General features: G+C 68.8%; 21 protein-coding genes. 14 read left to right on the top strand and 7 right to left on the bottom strand.

The window, feature by feature from the left end:
• The first annotated feature begins 154 nt into the window (after nucleotides 1-154).
• The 4 genes from OPU70_RS11365 to OPU70_RS11350 are packed head-to-tail and all read left to right on the top strand — an operon-like array spanning nucleotide 155 to nucleotide 5,687.
• Nucleotides 155-1,450 carry an ABC transporter substrate-binding protein gene (locus OPU70_RS11365; RefSeq protein WP_079113466.1) on the top strand — a complete coding sequence of 432 codons (1,296 nt, stop codon included), beginning with the start codon at nucleotides 155-157 and terminating at the stop codon, nucleotides 1,448-1,450.
• Nucleotides 1,431-2,456 (top strand): carbohydrate ABC transporter permease, encoded by a 1,026-nt coding sequence (locus OPU70_RS11360; protein ID WP_079113467.1) that lies wholly within the window; start codon nucleotides 1,431-1,433, stop codon nucleotides 2,454-2,456. Before OPU70_RS11365 ends, OPU70_RS11360 begins: the two co-directional genes overlap by 20 nt.
• Nucleotides 2,453-3,334 (top strand): carbohydrate ABC transporter permease, encoded by an 882-nt coding sequence (locus tag OPU70_RS11355; protein ID WP_153302245.1) that lies wholly within the window; start codon nucleotides 2,453-2,455, stop codon nucleotides 3,332-3,334. The genes OPU70_RS11360 and OPU70_RS11355 overlap by 4 nt, the downstream gene beginning before the upstream one ends.
• Nucleotides 3,335-3,383: 49 nt before the next feature.
• Entirely contained in the window at nucleotides 3,384-5,687 is a 2,304-nt protein-coding gene (locus tag OPU70_RS11350) for a beta-xylosidase/alpha-l-arabinosidase (RefSeq protein ID WP_498557806.1), read from the top strand.
• A 3-nt stretch (nucleotides 5,688-5,690) separates the two neighbouring features.
• On the opposite strand, the gene OPU70_RS11345 is transcribed toward OPU70_RS11350, so the two are convergent.
• Nucleotides 5,691-6,176, bottom strand: coding sequence for an FBP domain-containing protein (locus OPU70_RS11345; protein ID WP_498557805.1), 486 nt, complete (start codon nucleotides 6,174-6,176; stop codon nucleotides 5,691-5,693).
• Nucleotides 6,177-6,489: 313 nt separating this feature from the next.
• On the opposite strand from OPU70_RS11345, the gene OPU70_RS11340 reads away from it, so the two are divergent.
• Nucleotides 6,490-6,837: a hypothetical protein gene (locus tag OPU70_RS11340; RefSeq protein ID WP_311878056.1), complete on the top strand. Its 348-nt coding sequence runs from the start codon at nucleotides 6,490-6,492 to the stop codon at nucleotides 6,835-6,837.
• Nucleotides 6,838-6,892: 55 nt separating this feature from the next.
• On the opposite strand, the gene OPU70_RS11335 is transcribed toward OPU70_RS11340, so the two are convergent.
• Entirely contained in the window at nucleotides 6,893-7,168 is a 276-nt protein-coding gene (locus tag OPU70_RS11335; RefSeq protein WP_475123665.1) for a four-helix bundle copper-binding protein, read from the bottom strand.
• A gap of 330 nt (nucleotides 7,169-7,498) precedes the next feature.
• Between OPU70_RS11335 and OPU70_RS11330 the strand changes: the two genes are divergently transcribed.
• Entirely contained in the window at nucleotides 7,499-7,705 is a 207-nt protein-coding gene (locus tag OPU70_RS11330; protein ID WP_498557804.1) for a CsbD family protein, read from the top strand.
• Nucleotides 7,706-7,750: 45 nt separating this feature from the next.
• Here OPU70_RS11330 and OPU70_RS11325 read toward each other — a convergent pair whose 3' ends face one another.
• On the bottom strand, nucleotides 7,751-7,915 hold the full coding sequence (locus tag OPU70_RS11325) for a hypothetical protein (protein WP_164481676.1): 165 nt from the start codon (nucleotides 7,913-7,915) through the stop codon (nucleotides 7,751-7,753).
• A 123-nt stretch (nucleotides 7,916-8,038) separates the two neighbouring features.
• Here OPU70_RS11325 and OPU70_RS11320 point away from each other — a divergent pair, with 123 nt between their 5' ends.
• The 7 genes from OPU70_RS11320 to OPU70_RS11290 all read left to right on the top strand — a co-directional run bounded on the left by OPU70_RS11320 (nucleotide 8,039) and on the right by OPU70_RS11290 (nucleotide 13,710).
• Nucleotides 8,039-8,305 carry a DUF7218 family protein gene (locus OPU70_RS11320; RefSeq protein ID WP_056374055.1) on the top strand — a complete coding sequence of 89 codons (267 nt, stop codon included), beginning with the start codon at nucleotides 8,039-8,041 and terminating at the stop codon, nucleotides 8,303-8,305.
• Between the two features lie 11 nt (nucleotides 8,306-8,316).
• Entirely contained in the window at nucleotides 8,317-9,387 is a 1,071-nt protein-coding gene (locus OPU70_RS11315) for a carboxylate-amine ligase (protein ID WP_498557803.1), read from the top strand.
• Between the two features lie 37 nt (nucleotides 9,388-9,424).
• Nucleotides 9,425-10,831, top strand: coding sequence for an MFS transporter (locus OPU70_RS11310; RefSeq protein ID WP_498557802.1), 1,407 nt, complete (start codon nucleotides 9,425-9,427; stop codon nucleotides 10,829-10,831).
• A gap of 61 nt (nucleotides 10,832-10,892) precedes the next feature.
• Nucleotides 10,893-11,588: a DUF899 domain-containing protein gene (locus OPU70_RS11305; protein ID WP_498557801.1), complete on the top strand. Its 696-nt coding sequence runs from the start codon at nucleotides 10,893-10,895 to the stop codon at nucleotides 11,586-11,588.
• The gene (locus OPU70_RS11300) at nucleotides 11,513-12,400 is read left to right on the top strand and encodes an endo alpha-1,4 polygalactosaminidase (protein WP_498557800.1); all 888 of its coding nucleotides are present in this window, start codon (nucleotides 11,513-11,515) and stop codon (nucleotides 12,398-12,400) included. Before OPU70_RS11305 ends, OPU70_RS11300 begins: the two co-directional genes overlap by 76 nt.
• A 36-nt stretch (nucleotides 12,401-12,436) precedes the next feature.
• A complete protein-coding gene (locus tag OPU70_RS11295; protein ID WP_498557799.1) occupies nucleotides 12,437-13,156 on the top strand; it encodes a hypothetical protein in 720 nt (239 codons plus the stop codon).
• Nucleotides 13,153-13,710 (top strand): hypothetical protein, encoded by a 558-nt coding sequence (locus OPU70_RS11290; protein ID WP_498557798.1) that lies wholly within the window; start codon nucleotides 13,153-13,155, stop codon nucleotides 13,708-13,710. The genes OPU70_RS11295 and OPU70_RS11290 overlap by 4 nt, the downstream gene beginning before the upstream one ends.
• A gap of 350 nt (nucleotides 13,711-14,060) precedes the next feature.
• On the opposite strand, the gene OPU70_RS11285 is transcribed toward OPU70_RS11290, so the two are convergent.
• Both OPU70_RS11285 and OPU70_RS11280 read right to left on the bottom strand, forming a co-directional pair.
• A complete protein-coding gene (locus tag OPU70_RS11285; RefSeq protein WP_498557797.1) occupies nucleotides 14,061-15,344 on the bottom strand; it encodes a hypothetical protein in 1,284 nt (427 codons plus the stop codon).
• A gap of 55 nt (nucleotides 15,345-15,399) precedes the next feature.
• Nucleotides 15,400-16,746, bottom strand: coding sequence for a cytochrome P450 (locus OPU70_RS11280; protein ID WP_498557796.1), 1,347 nt, complete (start codon nucleotides 16,744-16,746; stop codon nucleotides 15,400-15,402).
• A 158-nt stretch (nucleotides 16,747-16,904) separates the two neighbouring features.
• Here OPU70_RS11280 and OPU70_RS11275 point away from each other — a divergent pair, with 158 nt between their 5' ends.
• Nucleotides 16,905-17,342 (top strand): SRPBCC family protein, encoded by a 438-nt coding sequence (locus OPU70_RS11275; protein ID WP_309691192.1) that lies wholly within the window; start codon nucleotides 16,905-16,907, stop codon nucleotides 17,340-17,342.
• A gap of 74 nt (nucleotides 17,343-17,416) precedes the next feature.
• Here OPU70_RS11275 and OPU70_RS11270 read toward each other — a convergent pair whose 3' ends face one another.
• Together OPU70_RS11270 and OPU70_RS11265 are read right to left on the bottom strand one after the other, a co-directional pair.
• The gene (locus tag OPU70_RS11270) at nucleotides 17,417-18,601 is read right to left on the bottom strand and encodes a zinc-dependent alcohol dehydrogenase (RefSeq protein WP_498557795.1); all 1,185 of its coding nucleotides are present in this window, start codon (nucleotides 18,599-18,601) and stop codon (nucleotides 17,417-17,419) included.
• A 94-nt stretch (nucleotides 18,602-18,695) separates the two neighbouring features.
• Complete coding sequence (locus OPU70_RS11265; RefSeq protein ID WP_446499968.1) at nucleotides 18,696-19,457, bottom strand: fatty acid desaturase family protein; 762 nt, start codon at nucleotides 19,455-19,457, stop codon at nucleotides 18,696-18,698.
• Nucleotides 19,458-19,687 lie beyond the last annotated feature (230 nt).

The raw sequence follows: 19,687 nt of genomic DNA, 5'->3' as shown, positions 1-19,687 counted from the left end.
GCGTAGTCCGGCACAGCGGTATATGGAAACTGTTTTCGAAAACGTTTGACGGACGAGTGCTCCGACTGGAGACTCATGCCACTGCGGTCTCGACTGAGCGTCCGCAGGCGCCCCGCAGCGAAGCGGCGCGCAACTCGATGAGGAGAACGATCACATGAACAGCAGAAGGCTCCCCCTCGCCTCCGCGGTCGCAGCAATGGCCGTCGGAGCGCTCGCGCTCTCGGGCTGCACCGCAGACTCGTCCGGCACCGGCGACGGCGGCGACACCAGCATGACCCTCTGGCACAACTCCACGACAGGCCCCGGAGTGGAGTTCTGGGAGCAGACGGTCGCCGATTTCGAGAAGGACAACCCGGGCGTCACGATCGACATCCAGTCGATCCAGAACGAGGATCTCGACGGAAAGCTGCAGACCGCCCTCAATTCGGGAGACGCTCCCGACATCTTCCTGCAGCGCGGCGGCGGCAAGATGGCCGCGATGGTCAAGGCCGGCCAGCTGAAGGACCTCACCGACGCCATCTCGGGTCCTGCCGCCGACGAGATCCCCGACGCGTCGTACTCGGCGAACAGCCTCGACGGCAAGATCTACGCCATGCCCGTCGCCGTGCTGCCCGGCGGCCTGTTCTACAGCCAGGACCTCTTCGATCAGGCCGGCATCACCGAGAACCCGACCACCCTCGACGAGCTCGAAGAGGCCACGGTCGCGCTCAAGGGCGCCGGCATCGACCCGATCGCGCTGGGCGCCAAGGACGCCTGGCCCGCCGCGCACTGGTACTACTGGCTCGCACTGCGCGAGTGCAGCTCGGACACGCTCGCCAAGGCCGCAGACGAGATGGACTTCAGCGACGAGTGCTGGGTGCGTGCGGGTGAGGACCTGCAGTCGTTCGCCGAGACCGAGCCCTTCAACTCGGGCTTCCTGACGACTCCGGCACAGCAGGGCGCCGGCAGCTCCGCCGGCCTCATCGCGAACCACCAGGCCGCCATGGAGCTCATGGGCGCCTGGAACCCCGGAGTCATCGGCTCGCTCACCCCTGACCAGAAGCCGCTGGCCGACCTCAGCTGGTTCCCGTTCCCCGAGGTCGAGGGCGGAGACGGCGAGCCCGGTTCGATGATGGGCGGCGTCGACGGCTACTCGTGCTCGGTCGATGCGCCGGACGCCTGCGTGGACTTCTTGAACTACATCGGCACGTCAGACGTGCAGACGGCGTACTACAAGGCCTTCAACGCACCGCCGGTCAACACCGTCGCTCAGGAGGCCGTCACCGAGCCCTACCTGCAGACGATCCTCGAGGCCTACAACGCGGCTCCGTATGCGACGCAGTGGCTCGACACGGTCTACGGCCAGAACGTGGGCAATGCGCTGAACGTCGCGGTGGTCGACCTGCTCGCGGGCAACAGCAGCGCGGAGGACCTGGTCAAGGCTGTGCAGGATGCCGCAGCGAAAGCGTGACACGCGTGCCCGGCTGGAAGTGATGCTTCTGGCCGGGCCCGCCCTGCTCGTCTTCCTCGCCTTCGTCATCTTCCCGGTGCTGATGGCGGCGTACTACGGGTTCTTCAGCTGGCAGGGCTACGGCCCGCCCACCGATTTCGTCGGGTTGAAGAACTACCTCACGATCCTTCAGGATCCCCTCTTCCACGACGCGCTCGCGCACAACGGCTTCATCCTGGTGTTCTCCCTCGTGCTCCAGGGTCCGGTCGCCATCGTGCTGGCGCTGCTGCTGAACCGCAAGATGCGAGGTCAGTCGCTGATCCGCGTGCTGATCTTCGTGCCCTACGTGATCTCCGAGGTCGTCGTGGGCACGGGGTGGAGCCTGATGCTGCAGACCAACGGCGCGCTCAACGCGATGCTGACCAACATGGGTCTGGGATTCCTGGCGACCGACTGGCTGTCGGACCCCGGGATCGCGATCTGGACGCTGATGGCGATCATCACCTGGAAGTACGTCGGCTTCGCGGTCATCCTGTTCCTCGCCGGCCTGCAGGGCATTCCCGAGGAGCTGAACGAGGCCGCGGCCATCGACGGCGCGTCCTACTGGCAGATCCAGTGGCGGATCACGCTGCCGCTGCTCGCACCCACTCTGCGCATCTGGGCGTTCCTGTCGATAATCGGCTCGCTGCAGCTGTTCGACCTCGTCTACATCATCTGGGGGCAGTACATCGCCTCCACCGCCGGCACCTCGACGATGGCGACCTACATGGTCTCCGAAGGACGCAACGCCGGCAACTACGGCTACGGCAACGCGGTCGCGGTCGTGCTCTTCCTCATCTCGCTCGTGGTCGCTCTCATCTATCAGCGTGCCGTGCTGCGCAAGGACACCGACGGCGCCCTCACCGGTGCCTCCGGCCGGAAGAAGAGCACCCGATCCCGTGCGCGGCAGGACGCCGCGCCGCAGGAGGCCGACGCAGACGCCCGCGCGACTGCCGACGCCACCACACAGAAGGAGTCCGTCCGATGACCGCCACCTCGGTGCTCGTCACCCAGCGCAAGGCCCGCACGGGTCGCGTCGCGAAGCCGCGGCTGCCGTGGGCCAACCCCGCCGTGTACTTCGTCGCGCTGATCGCGGTCGGTCTGATGCTGGCGCCCATCGCCTACATCATCACCGGCGGGTTCCGCACGAACGCGCAGATCACGACCGATCCGTCGGGGTTCCCGCAGCCGTGGGTGGTGTCGAACTACCTCGACGTGCTCACCGGCAGCGTGTTCTGGCGGCTCGTGGGCAACTCGACCATCGTCGCTCTCGCCACCACCGTCGGCACGGTGGCCCTGGGACTCATGGCGGCCTACGTCCTCGCGAGATACCGGTTCGCCGGCCGCGGGGTGCTCTACGCGTTCTTCGCCGCCGGGCTGATGTTCCCCCTGACCGTGGCGATCACCCCGCTGTACATCGTGGTGCGCAGTCTCGGGCTCATGAACTCGCTCGGCGGAGTGATCCTGCCCCAGATCGCGTTCGCGCTGCCGACGACGATCATCATCCTCGTGCCGTTCCTGCGCGCCATCCCCGACGAGATCCAGGAGGCCGCGTTCATCGACGGATGCAGTCGCATCGGGTTCTTCTGGCGGATGGTGCTGCCGCTCTCACTCCCCGGGGTCATCACCACGGGCATCCTGGCGTTCATCGGCAGCTGGAACGGCTACCTGCTGCCGCTGTTCATCCTCAACGACGATGCGGCGTTCACGCTGCCCCTCGGCGTGCAGTCGTTCGCATCCCAATACTCCGTGGACACCGCGAAGGTGCTCGCGTTCACATCGCTGTCGATGATCCCGGCGCTGATCTTCTTCAGCCTGTTCGAGCGGCGCATCGTGGGAGGGCTGACCGGTGCAGTCAAGGGCTGATGCGGTCGCCGTCGCGACACCCCACGTCGACGAGAACGAGAAAGAGAACATGATGTTGCAGCCCGCAGGCTCCGCGCCGCACTCCCCCCGCGTCGAGGCGCTCCTCGCCCGCATGACTCTGGAAGAGAAGCAGGCGCAGCTCGTCGGCTTCTGGGTCGACCAGGGCGTCGAGGTGGTCGCCCCGATGTCGGGCGAGAAGAAGAGCTCGACGCGCTACGAGGATGCCTCCACGCACGGCATCGGACACCTCACGCGTGTGTACGGCACCCGCCCCGTCGACCCCGTCGAGCGGGCCGCCTGGCTGTGGACCGAGCAGCGGCGACTGCAGCAGCAGACGCGACTGGGCATTCCGGCGCTCGTGCACGAGGAATGCCTGACGGGCCTCGCCGCGTGGAAGGCGGCGACCTTCCCGACGCCGCTGGCGTGGGGCGCGGCCTTCGACCCCGAGCTGGTCGAGGAGGTCGGTCGGGCCATCGGCTCGTCCATGCGGTCCCTCGGCATCCATCAGGGTCTGGCTCCGGTGCTCGATGTGATCCGCGACCCCCGCTGGGGTCGGGTCGACGAGTGCATCGCCGAAGACCCCCTGGTCGTCGGCCGGGTGGGCACCGCCTATGTCCGCGGCCTGCAGTCTGAGGGCGTGCACGCGACCCTCAAGCACTTCATCGGATACTCCGCCTCGAAGGCCGGACGCAACCATGCCCCCGTGAGCGCAGGCCTGCGCGAGATCGAGGACGTGCTGCTCCCGCCGTTCGAGATGGCGATCCACGAGGGCGGTGCCCGCAGCGTCATGAACTCCTACGTCGACATCGACGGGGTGCCCGTCACGGCCGACGCGCGCTATCTCACCGGCATCCTGCGCGACCGCTGGGGATTCGACGGAGTGGTCGTGTCGGACTATTTCGCCGTCGATTTCCTGCACAGCATGCACCGCGCGGCCGCCGACTCGGCTGATGCCGCCCGGCTCGCGCTCACCGCGGGAATCGACGTCGAGCTGCCCTCGCCCGACGCCTTCGTCACCCTCCCCGAGCAGGTGCGCGACGGTCGGCTCTCACCGGAGATCCTCGACAGGGCGGTGGGCCGGGTGCTCGCGCAGAAGGAGGAGCTCGGGCTGCTGGATGCCGACTTCGACACTCCTCCGACCGCCATCGATCTCGATCCGGCCGAGCACCGCGCGCTCGCACGGCGCCTCGCCGAAGAGTCGGTCGTGCTGCTGAGCAACGACGGCGCACTCCCCCTCGCCCCGACGACGACCTCGCGGATCGCGGTGATAGGCCCCAATGCCGACAGCACTGAAGCGCTGATGGGCTGCTACTCGTTCGTCAACCACGTGCTCGCTCATCACCCCGACACCCCCGCGGGAATCGAGCTGCCGACGGTCACCGGATCGCTGCGCGCCGAGTTCCCCGCAGCTGACATCACCTCGACGATCGGATGCGGGGTCGAGGGCTCCGACCGCTCCGGCATCCCGGCCGCCGTCGAGGCCGCCGCAGCCGCCGACGTCGCGATCGTCGTCGTCGGCGACCGCGCGGGCCTCTTCGGACGAGGCACGGTCGGCGAGGGAAACGACGTCGACGACCTCGAGCTCCCCGGCGTCCAGCGCGAGCTGGTCGAGGCTGTCGTCGCGACCGGCACTCCGGTGATCCTGATCGCGATGACCGGGCGTCCATACGTGCTCGACTGGGCTCTGCCTGCTCGCGCGGGCGCCGCCGGGACCATGACCGGTCTCGGAGCGGTCGACGCCTCGGCGACGACGAGCACGGCGTCTGCGGGAATCCCCGCCGCGGTGCTCCAGACGTTCTTCCCCGGCGAGGAGGGCGGCCCCGCTCTCGCGCGGCTGCTGAGCGGTCGCGTCGCACCGTCGGGGCGTCTGCCGGTGTCGCTGCCGCGATCGGCCGGGGCGCAGCCGTACTCGTACCTGCACCCCGTGCTCGGCGGACGCACGGATGTCACCAGCGCCGACTCCACCCCGGTGCGACCCTTCGGCTTCGGTCTGAGCTACACGACGTTCGCACACGACGAGCTCACCGCGCCCGCGTCGATCGCCGCGGGCGAGATCTTCCGGGCGACGGTGCGGGTGCGCAACACCGGCGAGGTCGCAGCGACGGATGTCGTGCAGCTGTATGCGCACGACGAGGTCGGGAGCGTGACCCGCCCGGTCGCCCAGCTGCTGGACTTCCGGCGGGTCACGCTCGCGCCCGGCGCCGATGCGCTCGTCGAGTTCGACGTGCCGATCGACCGACTCGCCTTCACGGGACTCGACGGCGTGAAGCGCGTCGAGCCGGGCGCGATCCGCCTGTGGGTCGGAAGCGCCTGCGATGACGAGGAGACGGTGGCGCGACTCGAGATCGTGTGAGGATCAGCTCCGCACGGCCGCGATGAAAGCGCTCACGTGCTCCTGCAGCTTGAGGATGCGCAGCTCGCGCGCGAGCTCGCGGTCATAGCCGTCGTAGGCCAGCGGCGGCAGCACCCGCACGTTCTTCGAGCATCCGAACTCGGCGCACACGAGGGTGCCGATGGTGTCTCCCTTGCGCCCCGCGGGTCCGGCCTTGCGGGCTGCATAGAGCTGCACGTCGTTGCGGAGGGTCACGTCTTCGCACCATGAGCACTGCGCACGCGCGATCACGCGCTGCTCGGCTCGCTGGAGGATCACCCCGGTGGCGACGTCGTCGACCCACGCGACGACATACGAGCGGCGGGGCAGCTTGGGGTCGACCCATCCCAGGTAGTCGAGCCTGTCGAAGTCGAGGTCGGCGAAGCCGACGGGCAGCGTGAGGTCGGAGACCTCTTTGCGGGAGGCGTTGATGAAGGAGGCGCGCAGGGTGCGCTCGTCGATGGGACGCATGAGGAGAGTGCTTTCGTGTGGGCCGCAGGCAGCGGCGGAAGAAGGAACAGGAGCGGGCATCCGAGTGGATGCCGGGTACGACGAGGCTCCGGAGACGGGGTGTTCCGCCTCCGGCCGATCGTCAGCCTCTGTCCGTGGCGCTGAACGCGCCCACGGCTCCCATCTGCGCTCGATCCGGGATCCGGAGAGCACTCTTCGACAACAGCACCCGGCGAGTCTACGCCCGTTTGTTTCACAGCGTGTCGGCCCGGGTTCCGTCTCTCGCGCGACCGACCTACTCTTGCCGGAACGTCCGCTCACGAAGGAGACCGCCGTGTCCACGCCGCTGAACCACCTTTCGCCCCTCTCGGTGCGCGAGCGTTCGGCGTGCATGTGCCGTCACGGCTTCGCCTGCTCATCCTTCGAGGCGGGCCACGCGCTGCACCTGATTCAGGCGCGCATCGCGTCGGCGACGCCGAGCGAGTGGGCGGACGCGATCGTCGAGCACGCCGACGCGACCACGGGCGAGCTCCTCGTGCGCACGCTCGACGACGCCACGCACACGCTGTGGAACGCGTCGGGTGCGGCGCTCGAGGCACCCGCGGGCACGCCGATCGCGCTGCACGTGCGCTACGGCGTGCTGGCCGTCGGCCGCGCGCAGTTCAACGTCGCGCTCGGCTGAGCGCGCGTCGTCTCGGGCGGCCTGGCCGTCCTCGCTCGATGACAGGGGATGCGGCTCAGGCGGTCGCCATCATCATGTCCTTGACGGCCATGCATGCGTCCATGCAGTCCTTGCAGGCCTGAGCGCACATCTTGCAGACCTCGCTGTGGTCGGCGTGCTGCATGCACTCGTCCATGCACGTCTGGCACATCGCGATGCAGGCGTCGAGCATGGACATCATCGACGCGGGGGTCATGCCCTGCATCCGCATCATCGACCGCATCATGGTGTTGCACATGTCGGCGCAGTTCATGCAGGCGGGCGAGCAGTCCATCATCTGCGTCGAGCACACCGTGCACGCCTGCTCGCACGCCGAACACGCGTCCATGCAGGCCTGCAAGACGGACATGTCCATCGTCGCCATGTCGGGCATCGACATCATGTTCGAGCGCATGGCGCCCATCATCATCGAGTCCATTTTCTACCGCTTCCTTCGTCGGCCGCAGCCGAGGTGAGAGCGGGCAGGACCACCCGCCTGGGGCCAGGTTAGTCGTGTGCGGCATCCACGTCGATGCCCGGCGGACGCTGTCACGAGTGCTCGTCGTTGTCAATCCCGTGTGCAGGATTCTCGTCCCGTGGAACGGTGGACGGACATTGATCGACTGATGAAAGGAAGAGCCCCATGAGTGGAGCAGACGACATCAAGAACGCAGCGGAGAAGGCCGGCGGAAAGATCAAGGAGGGCGTCGGAAAGGCGACCGACAACGAGAAGCTCGAAGCCGAGGGCCGCGGCGATCAGGCGAAGGCCTCCGCCAAGCAGGTCGGCGAGAACGTGAAGGACGCCGCCAAGAACGTCGGCGACAACCTGCGCGACAGCTCCAGGGACTGATCCCGGACGGAGTGAGGCCCGCCGGAGCGGGCCTCACTGCGCGGATCAGCGGGTGCGGTTGCCGGAGATCGCTCGGATCAACCAGGCGATGACCGCGATGGCCAGCAGCACCAGGCCGACCCACAGGAGGAACTGCAGGGACTGCACGAGTCCGCCGGTGATCGCCAGGATGATGGCGACGACGATGATGATGATCAGCAGGATGTTCATCGGTCTTCCCTTCTCGGGGCGCGGGGGAGGCGCCCATCTACGGTCTCCCAACCTAGACCGCCTCATCCCATGCCCCGAGGGCCTTGACTCGGGCCTTCCCGCCGTGCGAGAGGAGCACACGACATGCCAGGACGCAGGAACAACTCGCTGAAGGATCCGGAGCTGTACGAAGAGCTCCGCGACGACGGCGCCTCGAAGGAGAAGGCCGCCCGCATCTCGAACGCCGCCGCCCGCGACGGCCGAAGCGCTGTCGGGCGCCGAGGCGGCGAACACGGCGACTACGAGGACTGGACCGTCGACGAACTGCGCGCCCGCGCCAAGGAGATCGGCCTCACCGGTTACAGCCGTCAGCGCAAGGCCGAGCTCATCTCGGCGTTGCGCGACCACTAGGGCTCGCGTATATGGCCCGGTTCGGCGTCGAGGAGGAGTTCGTCCTGCTCGATGAGCAGACACTCGTACCCGCGGCCATGAGCCCAGCCACCCGCGAGCGCATCCCCGAGGACGCTGCTGCGGGCCTCACCCCCGAATACCTCACCTGTCAGCTCGAGTCGGCGACATCGCCCGCGACCACCAGGGCGGATGCCGAGGCGCAGCTGCGACGCACGCGCAGCCTGATCGGCACGTACGCCGCCGATCAGGGTGCGGTCTTCGCCTCCATCGGCACCCCGTTCATCTCACCGAAGCGCCTGACGGTGGTCTCTTCGCCCCACTACGACGCGGTGGACGCGCAGCTCGTCGAGATCACCCGCGAGCACGAGGTCAACGGGCTGCACGTGCATGTCGAGGTGGTGGACGACGAAGAGCGCGTCCGCGTGCTCAATCGCGTGCGACCGTGGCTTCCCGTTCTGCTGGCTCTCACCGGCAACGCGCCCTTCGCACACGGCAGGGATTCGGGGTTCGCCAGCTGGCGCAGCATCCTGATCCGACGATTGCCGTCGTCGTGGAGCCCTCCGCACTTCCGCGATCTCGCCGACTACCGTGTACACGTCGAGCAGCTCGTCGCGATGAAAGCGATCGCGGATGCCGGCTCGCTGTCATGGGCCATCCGCCTGTCCGAGCGCTTCCCCACCGTCGAGGTGAGGGTGTTCGACGCGCAACTGACGGTCGACGACACGCTGCTCGCCGTGGCCCTCACGCGCGCTCTGATGGTGAGCGACGCGATCGATGATGCACCCGAGATCGGCGTCGACGCGATCGATGCCTCCCTGTGGACGGCAGCGAGATTCGGAACCGAGGCGCGTCTCGTCGACCCGGCGAACGGCGGGATCGCGTCGTTCTGGGACGTCGCGCGAGATCTGCTCGACAGACTGCGCCCCGCACTCGCTCGACTGGGCGACGAGGACTTCGTCGCCGAGGGCATCGCTCGCATCCGCACCGACGGCACGGGTGCCGAGCGACAGCGACGGGCCTATGCCGAGCACGGCACAGCGGGTCTGCGCGACCTGTATCGCGCGAGCACGACTGCCATCTGACCGCCCGTCATGTCCGCGGCGGCAGTAGTGTCAGCGTGTGGCATCCTCTCGCTTCGCGCCGCTGCAGCGGCTCGTGATCTCCATCGCCGTCCTCGCATCCTTCGTGACCTTCCTAGACGGCACCGTCGTGACGGTCGCGCTGCCTGCGATCAGCGATGAACTCGGCGGCGGCATCACCACGCAGCAGTGGGTGGTCGACGCGTACCTCATCACCCTCAGCGCGCTGATCCTGCTCGCGGGATCGCTGTCGGACGCCTACGGCCGGGTGCTCGTGATGCGCATCGGCCTCATCGCCTTCGGCGTGGCATCCGTCGCGGTCGCCGCCGCCGCCGATCCCCTCATCCTGATCATCGCGCGCGCCGCGCAGGGAGCAGCCGGCGCTCTGCTCGTGCCGAGCTCGCTCGCGCTGATCACGGCGACCATGCGCGCCGACGTGCAGTCACGGGCGATCGGCGTGTGGACCGCATTCACCACTGCCGCGCAGCTCGTCGGCCCGCTGCTCGGTGGACTCTTCGTCGACTTCCTGTCGTGGCGATTCGTGTTCCTCATCAACGTCGTGCCGATCGCCGTCACCCTCGTGCTGCTCTCCCGGCTGAAGCTGAAGGAGCACCCGAGCGGGGTGAGCGTCGACTGGCTCAGCGGAGCCCTGTGCGCGATCGGCCTCGGCGCGGTCGTGTTCGCGCTGATCGAGCAGCCGAACCTCGGCTGGCAGTCCCCCGCCATCTGGCTGCCCGGCCTGATCGGAGCTGCGCTCTTCGCCTGGTTCCTGGTGCGGCAGCAGAGGTCGGCCTCTCCCCTCATGCCGCTCTCGCTGTTCCGGGTGCGCGATTTCGCCTGGGGCAACCTCGCCACTCTCTTCGTCTACGCCGCTCTGTCGCTGAACGGCTTCGTCGTGGGCGTCTACCTGCAGCAGGGCGCCGGTCTCAGCGCCACCGCCGCCGGCCTCGCGAGCCTGCCGATGACCATCCTGATGATCCTGATCAGCTCGCGCGCAGGCTCATGGGCCGGGCGCTTCGGTCCACGGATCTTCATGACGGTCGGTCCGCTCGTCATGGCCGTCGGCGCCCTCATGCTGCTCGTCGTCAGCGAGGACTTCGACTACTGGTGGCAGGTGCTGCCCGCCATGATCGTGCTGGGTCTCGGGCTCTCGCTCACCGTGGCTCCGCTCACCTCGGCGATCCTCGGCGCGATCGACGAGTCGCGCTCGGGCATCGCCTCCGCGGTGAACAACGCGGTCTCGCGCGTCGCCGGACTGCTCGTCGTCGCCATGCTGTCGACCATCATCGGCGGCACGCTCGACCTCGCGGGCTTCCACAACGCGGCCTGGGTCACGGCCGCGCTGCTCGTGCTCGGCGGCGTCGTGTCGTGGATCGGCATCCGACGCAATCCGGCCGAAGAGGTCGATGCGCCCGCGGTCGACGGGGCCCCTTCGCCGATCGGTTGACGATGTCGGTGGGCGAGCGCACACTGGGGGCACCGTCTTCCCGAGCATCCGGAGGTCCACCGTGAGCACCACCCAGACGCCCCTTCCGCCCGTCGTCGACGCCGACACGTGGCGGCGCGAGCTCGACGCACTGCGCGTGCGGGAGAAGGCGGCGACGCGAGAGCTCGATGCGATCGCGGCCCAGCGACGGCGGCTGCCGATGGTCGAGCTGCCCGACTACACGCTCGTCGGGGCCGACGGTCCTGTCTCGCTGTCGGAGATCTTCGGCGAGCATCGACAGCTCATCGTCTACAACCACATGTGGACCGACGGCAACGAGTGGCAGTGCCCAGGGTGCACCGGCTTCACCTCGCAGTTCACGCGGCTCGACTTCCTCGAGCGGTACTACGACGCCCGCTTCGTGATCGTGACGAACGGGCCGATCGATGAGGCACTGGCCTACCGCGACCGGGTGGGCAATCGCATGACGTGGTTCTCGAGCGCCGACAGCACGTTCGGCGCCGACATGGATGCCGGTCCGAACGAGGGCTTCGGCGTGAACGTCTTCCTGCGCGACGGCGACACCGTGCATCGCACCTGGCACACGAACGGACGAGGCACCGAGCGCATGAGTCAGCTGCAGGGGCTCGTCGACCTGCTCCCCTACGGCCGCCAGGAGGAGTGGGAGGACTCCCCGGCCGGATGGCCCCAGCACGGCACGTACGATCAAGGGATGGGTTCGAAAGAGATCGCCGCTCTGTACGGGGCCGGCAGCTGAGGCGCGCGACGGTCGCGGTCACCGCCGTCGCCGCGCTGGTCCTCGCCCTCTCGGGCTGCGTCACGACCATCTCCGACCCGCCTGCGCCTTTCCTGCCTCCACCGGCGGGAGCGACACCCGACTACCAGCTCGGCGGCGCCTATGCACCCGCCGACGGTGTCGGCATCGTGGGTCGGGACCGCTCGGATGACCCCGCCGAGGGGCTGTACTCGATCTGCTACGTGAACGGTTTCCAGACCCAGCCGGGCGAGCTCGACACCTGGCCCGACGACCTCGTGCTGCAGAGCGGCGGCGAGCCCGTGTTCGACCCGGACTGGCCGGACGAGGCTCTGCTCGACACCTCGACCGACGACCGCCGCGAGCGCATCGCCGAGATCGTCGGTCCGTGGATCGAGGGGTGCGCCGACTCGGGATTCGAGGCGGTGGAGTTCGACAACCTCGACTCGTACACCCGCTCTGACGGCGCGCTCACCCTCGATGACAACCTCGCCCTCGCGGCGCTGCTCGTCGACGTGGCACATGACTCCGGGCTCGCGGCCGGGCAGAAGAACGCCGCCGAGGATGCGCCCCTGCTGCGCGAGCGCGCCGGGTTCGACTTCGCCGTGGTCGAGGAGTGCTCCGTCTATCAGGAGTGCGGAGCCTTCACCGATGTCTACGGCGACGCCGTGATCGACATCGAGTACTCCGATGAGCTGCCGCGGTCGTTCGCCGAGATGTGCGCCGACGACGAGGCGCCGGGGTCGATGGTGCTGCGGGATCGCGACCTCGTCACGCCGGGGCACGAGGAGTACGTGTTCGAGACGTGCTCCTGATCGCCGGCGGGCGAACCCCCTGGGTAGGCTGACCTCGTGAGCAAGACGGGGGATCACGACGGCGCGTCGCGATCAGCCGCGCCATTCGCCGCACCTGCTGCCGCGCGTGCCGGAACCGTCGTTCGGGCGGCACTCGCGCGCTGGGCGCACGCCGTCGCAGAGCTCCCCCGCTGGATCTGGGTGGCGGCTGCCGCCCTGGTCGCCCTGGCCATCGTCGTCGCGGCGATGGGCGGGCTCGCCCGGGCAGAGGCGTCGCCGGCCATGCTCGGCCCCGATGACGAGGCGCGCACCTCGATGTATGCGATCACCGTGCTCGGCGCCGAGTTCGCCACCGAGATCGAATCGGAGTACCTCGAGGCGGAGCCGGGCGAGAAGTTCCTCGTGATGAGCACCCGGATGGAGAACCTCTCGAATTCACCGATCGGGGTCGGCACCACCGCCGACCGAGTGAGCACGGGGTTCGTCAACACCGAGAGTCCGCTCCTCGCGCTGAAGGGCGTCACCGCGACCGACTCGGTCGACGTATGGCGAGCCGACGGCTCATCGGGGCAGGTGGTCCTGCAGCCGGGCGTCCCCAGCCAGGTGACCTTCGCCTGGACGATTCCCGAGGATGCGTTCCCCGACGGTGCGGTGTCGCTCGACGTGTACGAGGTGGAGACGCGCCGCGGACAGGTCGTCCTCTCGTCGCGAGCCGTCAGCTGGCGCCCCGCCGCACTCAGCTCGCGCATCTCCATGACCGCGCAGGAGGCACCGTGAGGCGCGCGACGCCCTGGCTGCTCGGTGCCGCCCTGGTGATCGCCGCCGGTGCCGTGACCGCCGTGACCCCCACCGACGAAGACGTCATCGGCCCCACCGAGGTGCGCGGATCTTTCGGCGAACCCGTCGAGTCGCGCACATTGATCGCGGCGGCGACCGATGCGACCTTCGCCGATGAGGTCGCGGTGCCGGGTGCCGACTGGAGCGCGGAGGGCAACTGGCTCGTCGTGACGGTCATCGCCTCGGCCGCGCACACAGAAGTCGACGCTGCGATGAATCTGGCGACGCTGGCCGTCGGCGACCACGTGTTCCAGGCGAGCGAGCGACCGGATGCGTCATTGATGTCGACCCCGCTGCGGCTGGGTATCGACACCGTCGGCACCCTGGCCTTCGAGCTGCCGCCCGATGTCACGTCCGGACGCGCCGAGCTGCGGCTCACCTCGTCGTATCTCACCGCCGAGCTCGACGACCTGATCACGATCCCGCTCGACCTCGATGATCTGCCCCGCACTTCGAGCATCGAGCTCGACGACCCCGAGTTGAGGGCGCCGTGACATGGTGGAGGAGGCAGCGCAGGGCACTGATCGCGCTGGCGATCGCCGCCGTGGCCATGCTCGGTGCCACCGTGTGGCTCGACATCGTGCCCAGCATCCGGCCGACCGATCGCGTGATCGAAGCCGAGTCGACGGTCGACATCGCGGGGCAGACGCTCACGCTCGGCCCGACCGAGTGGGGTGAGTTCGAGACGCCCGAGGACACACGCGTGCTCAGCATCCGACTGGCGTCGAGCGGCGGGTCGGATGCCGCACTCTGCGGGCAGGCCGCACTCACCGAGATCGACAGGGATCGGACCTGGCTCAGCTCTCGGAAGAACCTCGTCGTACCCTCCGACGAAGGCGAGAACTCATGCCTTCCCGAATCGGCGTCGTACCGCATCCTGCTGACGTTCCTGCTGCCCGAGGACGCCGAGGGTCCCTTCCTGCTCGACATCGAGGGGAGCGACGACGACCTCGCTCGCTTCCGCATCGACCCCTGAGGGACGGGTGTCGAGGCCAGAGCGGGGGCGGCCGATGACGCTGTCGTACGCCGTCGCGACGATCGCCACCCTCAGCGGTTCGGCCACTGCCGCGATCGCGACGGTGATGAGGGGGAAGACCCCGGCCCAGAACCACCGTTCATGGCCGCCGATGATCAGCAGCACGCCGCGGGTCCCCGCCTGCTCGGCGAACGCCCACAGCGCATAGGCCAGCGCGTAGGCGCCGAAGAGCAGCGGTCCGCCGCGCCAGATCACCGTGACGGCCGCCCAGAGGCCCTCGAGCCGCATCACCAGGGTGCGCGCGATGCTCATCGCCGCGCCGCGTGCCGCTCCCCCACCGAACGGCGAGAACGCCGGGGTCGAGTCGAAGGTCGTGCCGAAGATCACGCCGGCGACGGTGAGCCAGGCAGCGGGGACGATGAGTGCGGCGACGAGGATCCCGACGAGCCAGGTCGTTCCCTCCCAGACCGCGGCGATGGGCTCGAGGTTCACGGCGAACCAGTCGCCGAATCCTCGCAGCCAGCCGACCGCCTGGCGCTCGGCGAACCAGTCGAGGACGCTCGTCCACCACCGTGCGACGAGCGTGAAGAGCATGAATGTCCACAGCACCTCGGCATAGGTGGCGAGGATGATCGTCCAGCGCGGCAGCCTGGCGGCGAACCGGGTCAAGAGCAGTCGCGCGACCAGGGCGATCACGAGCACCGTCACCGGCAGCACACCGACCGAGATCAGTCCGCCGCGGTCGCCGATCTGCGAGAATCCCTCCCCGGACTGGGGCAGCGCCACGGCGAGCGCGATCTGGAAGAACTCGATCTGGTCGGCGTCGAGCAGACCCCACGCGGTGTAGAACGCGAAGAACGGCAGGATCGCCGCGAGCGTGGCCGAGCCGAACTCGCGGATGCCACCCGCATCCTCCCTGCGGCTGTGCGGCAGCGACGGCCGCACCGTGAGATACATCGCGACGTACGAGACGAGACGAGCGGCGACCGCCAGCGGCAGCAGCAGCAGGCCCCCGAGCGTGGTGTGGCCGCCGACGAATCCGGCGAACTCGATGAGCACACGGTGCAGAGCCTCGCCGCCGAGATACCAGGCCATGAGCGCGGGCCAGTGCCGCGCGATGATGCGCCCGAACGTCCGGAGGGCCTGTGACATGTGCCCTACCGTACCGGTCGGGCACTCGCGGCCGAGTCCCCGACCAGGCGCAGTCTCACGACCGGTGGAAGGGACACCCGCCCGACGCGGGTGCCGACGCCGAGCGGACCTTGCCCCCGGAGCGGGGCTTCGTGGGCAGTCGGCGCCGGTTGACGTTCAGCCCGTCGTCGAGGATCCGCAGACCGGGGTCGCTGAGCACCGTGACCGCTGCGGCGAGCCCCGCGATCGCGAGCTTCTCGCCGGGGCATCGATGGCCGGTCGCGACGTCGGCCCCGCCATGCGGGATGAACGCGGCGAGCGCCTCGTAGTCTGCGCCGACATCGCGGAAACGCTCCGGGTCGAACCGCTCGGGACGCGCCCAGAAGCGGTCGTCGGTATTGGTGCCGAGGATGTCGAGCACGACGCGGTCACCGGCATACACTTTCTGCCCGTCGAGCTCGACGTCGGCGATCGCCCACCCGGGGAGCATCGGCACGAACGGGGACGTCCGTCTGATCTCCTGCGCGAACATGATCGACAGCGGTCCACCGACCAGGGCGCCCCGTTCGGCGGCCTCGGCGGCGATGCGCTCACGCCACTCGGGGTGCTCGTTCAGCGCCTTGGCGGCGAACGCGACGAAGCGCGCGACGGCGATCATCGGACGGATGCTGTTCTGCAGCTCGACCCCCGCGATGCGCGCGGGCAGCAACTCGCCATCGTGATCGCGGTGGTGCGCCCACTGCTCGAGCGCTGTCCCCGGCTCAGCACTGAGCGCACCGTGCCGCACGGCCTCGATGAGCCGCGCGGAGTGGCGGTCGGACCACCAGCGGTTGGCCAGAGCGGCGAGGTACTCCGGTGAGTACGGCGAGCCGAAGCCGTCGACGATCTGGGCGAGCCGGGCCGCCCACCGTGTCTTCGCTGCGGGCGTGCCGGGCACACCGGCCCACCCCATGATCGCTCGGCCCAGCGCACCGACCGCCGCGTCGTAGGCGCTGCGGGTTCCGCCGTCGAGCCAGGCCCGACGTTCGCTCTGCCACTCGCGCTCGAGCCATGGTGTCAGCCGCTCGACCTGCTCGTCTTCATAGGCGACGTCGATGAACGTCGCCTTGCGGTGCTTGTGCGCGTCACCGTCGAGGCTGTGCACGGAGCCGTGGCCGAACAGACTCTCCTGCACCAGGGCCGGCATCGCCCCGGAGCGCGCGATGCGGGTCTCGTCGTAGAACAGCTCGACGCCCTCGACGCCGCGCACGAACACGGTGTCGTCACCGAGCAGACGCATCGGCGCCGACCTCGCACCCGGTCGCACCCTGCGCCAGATCCGTGGACCGAAGCCGTAACCGCGGGTGAGCAGAGTGGGTGCGTCGTCGTGCGCGAGAGCGCCGAGTCTGCGAGCGGCGCGAACGGGAAGATCGATGAGTGCCATGACCCGACGTTCGCAGAGACGCGTGCGCTGTTCCAGGGGGAGGCGCCGATGCGGGGTCTGTGGTACGGCCGGTCGGCGCCGCACGCGGCCCGTCAACCCCCTCGGTGGATCGACGCGGAGGCAGGAGCATGAAGGCAACCGTCACAGAAGGAGCCGACATGGCCAAGAACGTGCGCACGATGAACTGCCGCCCCGATGACGTGTTCCGGGTGCTGGCCGACGCCTGGCTCTACCCGGCGTGGGTCGTCGGCGCGTCGCGCATGCGCGACGTCGATGACACCTGGCCGCAGCCCGGCGCCGAACTGCACCACTCGGTGGGCGTCTGGCCCGCCCTGCTCGACGACACGACGGTGGTCGAAGAATGGGATCCCCCGCACCGGATGGTCATGCGTGCGAAGGGGTGGCCGATCGGCGAGGCCCGCGTCACGCTGCGAGTGCGTTCGCACGGCGACGGATCTCTCGTCCGCATCGACGAAGAGCCGGTGCGTGGCCCCGCCACCCTCGTGCCGAGCGTGCTGACCGCTCCTCTGCTGCGCTGGCGCAATTCCGAGACCCTGCACCGGCTGGGATACCTCGCCGAGGGAAAGGCCGGCTGAGTCCGGAGCCCGAGCGGGGCTGACAGAAACGTGAGCCGGCTGCGCAGTACGGGCTGCACAGCCGGCGGTCACCGTCAGACGGTGGAGGGCTGGAGCACGACCTTGATGCAGCCGTCGGCCTTGCGCTGGAAGGTCTCATAGAGACCCGGAGCGTCTTCGAGCGGTGCGGTGTGGGTCGTGAGATCCATCACGCCGAGCGGGTCGCTGAGATCCTCGACCAGCGGCATCAGGTCGTCGATCCAGCGCTTGACGTTGCACTGGCCCATGCGGATGCTGACCTGCTTGTCGAACAGCGTCTTCATGGGCATGATGTCGGCATCCCCGGCGTAGACGCCGCTGAGCGACACCGTGCCGCCGCGGCGCACGACGTCTATCGACGCATAGAGGGCGGCGAGGCGATCGATGCCCGCCTTGTCGAAGACCTGCCTTGCGGCGGGGTCGGGCAGCAGACCGACAGCGCGCTGCACGAGCTTGATTCCCGGGTTGCCGTGCGCCTCCATGCCGACGGCGTCGACGACGGCATCCGCCCCTCGTCCGTCCGTGAGGTCTCGCAGCTCTGCGACGACATCGTCGGTCAGGTCGAAGACCTCGGCGCCGTGTCGGGCGGCCATCTCGCGTCGCTCGGCGACGGGGTCCACCGCGAGCACGCGATAACCGCGGTGCGCGCCGACGCGGGCGACGAACTGGCCGACCGGCCCGAGTCCCATCACGGCGAGCGTTCCGCCGTCCGGCACATTCGCGTACTCGACGCCCTGCCAGGCGGTCGGCAGGATGTCGCTGAGAAAGAGGTAGCGCCCGTCCGGCAGGTCGGAGGCGACCTTGATGTGGTTGTAGTCGGCGAGCGGGACCCGGAGGTACTCGGCCTGCCCGCCGGGGACCTGCCCGTAGAGCTTCGTGTAGCCGAACAGCGAGGCGCCGCTGCCGTATTCCTTCACCTGCGTCGTCTCGCACTGGGACTGCAGGCCGCGCAGACAGAAGAAGCAGTGGCCGCACGAGATGTTGAACGGCACGACGACTCGATCGCCGACCGCCAGATCGCGCACGGCGCTTCCCACCTCGACCACGACGCCCATCGGCTCGTGGCCGAGGATGTCGCCCTTGTCGAGGAACGGGCCGAGCAGTTCGTAGAGGTGCAGATCCGAGCCGCAGATCGCCGAAGAGGTGATCCGGACGATCGCATCCGTCGCATGCTCGATGACCGGGTCGGGCACCTCCTCGACCGTCACGTTGCGCGTGCCCTGCCAGGTGAGTGCCTTCATGGTGTCCTCCTCGGGGGATGTCGAATGCCCACCCTCCGTCGCTCGCGCTCGATACGACAGAGGGTTGACACACCTCGCCCTCGGTGGGCGGGGGTCAGCGCGGCGCGGCGACCAGATGGGCGCGCTGCTCGGCGAGCGGACACGAGAAGACGTCGCGCTGTCCGAGTCCGACCCGATTGATGTAGCGCACGACGATCGCGTAGGACGCGAACAACCCGACCTGGGTGTACTTCACATCGTGCGCCTCGCAGTAGGCGGCGACGAGCGGCGCTGCCCGGCGCAGGTGCGGCCGGGGCATCGACGGGAACAGGTGGTGCTCGACCTGGTAGTTCAGGCCGCCCATCACGACGTCGATCACGCGACTCCCCCGCACGTTGCGGCTCATCAGCACCTGCCTCCGGAGGAAGTCCAGGGTCAGGTCCTTCGGAACCACGGGCATGCCCTTGTGGTTCGGCGCGAACGAGATGCCCATGTAGAACCCGAACAGGCCCAGCTGCACCGCGAGAAACACGAACGCGATGCCCGGCGACAGCACGATGAACACCAGCGTGACGAATCCGATCATCCGGATGCTGAGGAAGACGATCGCGAGCACAGCAGCGGTGAACAGCTGCCACCACGTGTCGCCGATCCAGACGAAGGCGGCGAGGCTGACGGCGACGACCAGCGGGGCCGCGATGAGTTTGGTCCAGTAATAGCCGTACCGACGGCGAAGCAGTCCGCGTTCGCGGATCTGCTGCGCCAGCTCGGTGAAGGTGCTCGATCCGCCGCGCGCGGTGTCGCGTGGGCGAGTGCGGATGGTCTGACCGGTGGCGTCCATGACGACCTCTTCTCCGAAGTCATCCGCTGTCGACACGAACAGCTCCGCTACGGCCCACTGTGGTGTCCTGCGGGCTCTGATGCCGACGGTACGCCGGTCGCGTCCGCGCACAGCGGGCCTTGACAATTCCCCGGTGCGGGTGTGGGGCCGGCCGCTCTCCGTCGGCACGCATAGTACGTCCATCCCCTCGCCACGTCGAGGGAGGGTGTCGATCCGTCGCTGAGGCGCACAGTGGCCCCACACCCAGCAACGACCGACGGAGGCCG

This window comes from Microbacterium sp. SWDP-B6, from assembly GCF_059803615.1.
The sequence above is the reverse complement of the archived record's forward strand: the minus strand, read 5'-3'. Positions and strand labels throughout refer to the sequence as shown.

What these genes read in the sequence shown, in the direction of transcription:
- OPU70_RS11365 (WP_079113466.1), top strand. Translation starts at nt 155, where the DNA reads ATGAACAGCAGAAGGCTCCCCCTCGCCTCCGCGGTCGCAGCAATGGCC.
- OPU70_RS11360 (WP_079113467.1), top strand. Translation starts at nt 1,431, where the DNA reads ATGCCGCAGCGAAAGCGTGACACGCGTGCCCGGCTGGAAGTGATGCTT.
- OPU70_RS11355 (WP_153302245.1), top strand. Translation starts at nt 2,453, where the DNA reads ATGACCGCCACCTCGGTGCTCGTCACCCAGCGCAAGGCCCGCACGGGT.
- OPU70_RS11350 (WP_498557806.1), top strand. Translation starts at nt 3,384, where the DNA reads ATGATGTTGCAGCCCGCAGGCTCCGCGCCGCACTCCCCCCGCGTCGAG.
- OPU70_RS11345 (WP_498557805.1), bottom strand. Translation starts at nt 6,176, where the DNA reads ATGCGTCCCATCGACGAGCGCACCCTGCGCGCCTCCTTCATCAACGCC.
- OPU70_RS11330 (WP_498557804.1), top strand. Translation starts at nt 7,499, where the DNA reads ATGAGTGGAGCAGACGACATCAAGAACGCAGCGGAGAAGGCCGGCGGA.
- OPU70_RS11325 (WP_164481676.1), bottom strand. Translation starts at nt 7,915, where the DNA reads ATGAACATCCTGCTGATCATCATCATCGTCGTCGCCATCATCCTGGCG.
- OPU70_RS11320 (WP_056374055.1), top strand. Translation starts at nt 8,039, where the DNA reads ATGCCAGGACGCAGGAACAACTCGCTGAAGGATCCGGAGCTGTACGAA.
- OPU70_RS11315 (WP_498557803.1), top strand. Translation starts at nt 8,317, where the DNA reads ATGGCCCGGTTCGGCGTCGAGGAGGAGTTCGTCCTGCTCGATGAGCAG.
- OPU70_RS11300 (WP_498557800.1), top strand. Translation starts at nt 11,513, where the DNA reads ATGGCCCCAGCACGGCACGTACGATCAAGGGATGGGTTCGAAAGAGAT.
- OPU70_RS11285 (WP_498557797.1), bottom strand. Translation starts at nt 15,344, where the DNA reads ATGTCACAGGCCCTCCGGACGTTCGGGCGCATCATCGCGCGGCACTGG.
- OPU70_RS11280 (WP_498557796.1), bottom strand. Translation starts at nt 16,746, where the DNA reads ATGGCACTCATCGATCTTCCCGTTCGCGCCGCTCGCAGACTCGGCGCT.
- OPU70_RS11275 (WP_309691192.1), top strand. Translation starts at nt 16,905, where the DNA reads ATGGCCAAGAACGTGCGCACGATGAACTGCCGCCCCGATGACGTGTTC.
- OPU70_RS11270 (WP_498557795.1), bottom strand. Translation starts at nt 18,601, where the DNA reads ATGAAGGCACTCACCTGGCAGGGCACGCGCAACGTGACGGTCGAGGAG.